Origin of the sequence: Kocuria sp. ZOR0020 (assembly GCF_000800955.1) — a bacterium.
Taxonomy (GTDB): Bacteria; Actinomycetota; Actinomycetes; order Actinomycetales; family Micrococcaceae; genus Kocuria; species Kocuria subflava.
Window position 1 is genome coordinate 1 of record NZ_JROX01000164.1, and the last position, 2,632, is coordinate 2,632.

General features: G+C 64.6%; 3 protein-coding genes. All 3 read left to right on the forward strand.

The annotated features are described in order from the left end of the window. Nucleotides 1-113 precede the first annotated feature (113 nt). Genes L979_RS10045 through scpB form a run of 3 tightly spaced genes read left to right on the forward strand, consistent with a single transcriptional unit; the run spans nucleotide 114 to nucleotide 2,580 of the window. On the forward strand, nucleotides 114-1,007 hold the full coding sequence (locus L979_RS10045) for a ParA family protein (protein ID WP_047692076.1): 894 nt from the start codon (nucleotides 114-116) through the stop codon (nucleotides 1,005-1,007). Beyond that, the gene (locus L979_RS10050) at nucleotides 1,007-1,909 is read left to right on the forward strand and encodes a ScpA family protein (RefSeq protein WP_052209767.1); all 903 of its coding nucleotides are present in this window, start codon (nucleotides 1,007-1,009) and stop codon (nucleotides 1,907-1,909) included. Before L979_RS10045 ends, L979_RS10050 begins: the two co-directional genes overlap by 1 nt. Further along, entirely contained in the window at nucleotides 1,906-2,580 is a 675-nt protein-coding gene (scpB, locus tag L979_RS10055) for an SMC-Scp complex subunit ScpB (protein WP_052209768.1), read from the forward strand. Before L979_RS10050 ends, scpB begins: the two co-directional genes overlap by 4 nt. Nucleotides 2,581-2,632: the final 52 nt, after the last annotated feature.

The window sequence follows — 2,632 nt, forward strand, 5'->3', positions numbered from 1 at the left end:
GTGGTTCTGCGAAAAAAGTGCCCCGGCGGTAGTCTTGGCCGAAGTGTGTGAGCTGACCGCCAGCCACTTCCCGCACCTGAAGATGACGCGATCAACCGAGGAGACGACCTTAAGTGAGCAGCAAGAGCGAGGCCCGGTTTCCCGAACTGGACGATGCCAGCGCGGGCAAAGTGGGCCCCACCGGCCGTCCCTTGAGGACTTTCCCGGATCCTGCGCCGCTGGAGTCTCACGGGCCGGCGCGGATCATCGCGATGGTGAACCAGAAGGGTGGCGTGGGGAAAACCACCTCCACCATCAACTTGGGTGCGGCCTTGGCCGAATGTGGGCGCAAGGTGCTCATGGTGGACTTTGACCCCCAGGGTGCGCTGTCTGCTGGTTTTGGTGTGAACCCGCATGAGCTGGATCAGACCATCTACAACGTGATGATGGAACGCGGCGTGGATCCCTGGGACGTGATCCTGGAGACCGAGGTGGAGAACATCGACCTCATGCCGGCCAACATTGACCTCTCCGCCGCTGAAGTGCAGCTGGTCACGGAGGTGGCGCGTGAGCAGGTGCTGGCCTCTGCCTTGCGCAAGGTGGAGGAGCACTACGACGTCATCCTGATTGACTGCCAGCCCTCCCTGGGTCTGTTGACCGTCAACGCACTGACGGCCTCCCACGGCGTGATCATCCCGCTGATCTGCGAATTCTTCGCCCTGCGTGCCGTGGCCCTGCTGGTGGACTCCATTGAGAAGGTCCAGGACCGCCTGAACCCCAAGCTGAGCATCGACGGCGTGGTGGCCACCATGTTCGACTCCCGCACCCTGCATTCGCGTGAGGTGCTGGATCGTATTGTGGAGGCCTTTGGGGACAAGGTGTTCGACACCGTCATCAAGCGCACCGTGAAGTTCCCGGATGCCACCGTGGCCGCTGAACCCATCTTGTCCTTTGCCTCCAACCATGCCGGTGCGGAGGCCTACCGCCAGTTGGCCCGCGAACTGATCTCCCGCGGGGGCGCTCCCTGATGAGCACGCTGGTGCCCGAGGTGGACGCCGGTGAACTCTCACCGGGTCTGTCCTCCGGGTTCGCGGTGGAGCTGGAGAACTTTGCCGGCCCGTTCGAGGTCTTGTTGGGCTTGATCGGCAAGCACGAGCTGGACATCACCACGGTGTCCCTGGCGCAGGTGACTGACGAGTTCATTGAGTACGTCCGTGCTCTGCGTCTGGAGAATTCACCGGCTGCTCTGGATGCAGCCTCCGAGTTCTTGGTGATTGCTGCAACCCTGCTGGATTTGAAGGCCGCCCGGTTGCTGCCCCGTGGAGAGGTCAGCGATGAGGAGGACCTTGCGCTGCTGGAGGCCCGGGACCTGTTGTTCGCCCGGTTGCTGCAGTACAAGGCCTTCAAGGACGTGGCGGCTCTCATGGGGGAGTCCATGCGCATTGAATCTGCGCGCCAGGCCCGTTCGGTCCCGTTGGATCCGAAGTTCGCCTCCCTGCTGCCCGAGTTGGTGTGGCGTACCACGCCGGAGCAGTTTGCGGAGATTGCACGCAAGGCCTTTGAAGCCCGGACGGAGACCCCCACGGAGGTGGGAACGGATCACCTGCACGGCTTTGCGGTGACGGTCCGGCAGGAGGCTGAGGAACTGCGCCTGCTGCTGGAAGACGGCGCCGAACACGGTTTCCGGTCCCTGATCGCCCACGCCGAATCCGTGCTGGTGGTGGTGGTCCGCTTCCTGGCCCTGCTGGAACTCTTCCGCGACCGGGCCGTGGACCTGCGCCAGGAGCACCCCCTGGACGAACTCTGGGTCACCTGGACTGCTGCCTTCGATTGGACGGCGGACCGGTTGTCCGACGAACACGACCGCCCGGTTCTTCCCGACGACGACGGAGCCGATGCTTCCGTGACGCCCCAGGAGGTGTCCGCGTGAGCAATGAACCCGAGGCCGCCGGAAAGCGCCAGGCTCCGGTGGACGTGGACACCCTGCCCGGTGGACTGGCCGCTGCCCTGGAAGCCATCTTGATGGTGGCCGACCTGCCTGTGAGTGAATTCGACCTCTCCAAAGTCCTGGCCGTACCCGTGGCCGAGGTCCGCGCCGCGCTCGATTCCCTGCGCGCCGAATACGACGGACTCAGTGCCGACACCACTTCCGTTGCTGACCCCGCGATCAGTGTGGACGGGGCGGGCCAGGTGAGCTCCGGCGTCGTACCCCGGGGTTTTGAGCTGCGCACGGTGGGCGGCGGATGGCGGTTTTACTCACGCGCTGAATTCGCCCCGGTGGTGCAGGCGTTCGTGTTGGAAGGGCAGACCTCGCGATTGAGTCAGGCGGCCATGGAGACCCTGGCGGTGGTGGCCTATCGGCAGCCGGTGAGCCGAGCACGGGTTTCTGCGATCCGTGGGGTCAACGTGGACGGGGTGATGCGCACCCTGGTGGCTCGTGGCCTGCTGGCGGAGGTGGACCGGGACCCCATCAGCGGAGCGCTGCTGTATGCCACCACGCCGTATTTCTTGGAGAAGCTCGGATTGGACTCCCTGGAGGAGCTGCCGCAGATCTCCCCGCACCTGCCGGGTGTGGATGAGCTGGAGGAGTTCAGGGGATAGCCCTTCCCTGCCCTCCCCGTGAGATCACCACCCGATGTTGAGGTGACACCCC

What these genes read in the sequence shown, in the direction of transcription:
- L979_RS10050 (WP_052209767.1), top strand. Translation starts at nt 1,007, where the DNA reads ATGAGCACGCTGGTGCCCGAGGTGGACGCCGGTGAACTCTCACCGGGT.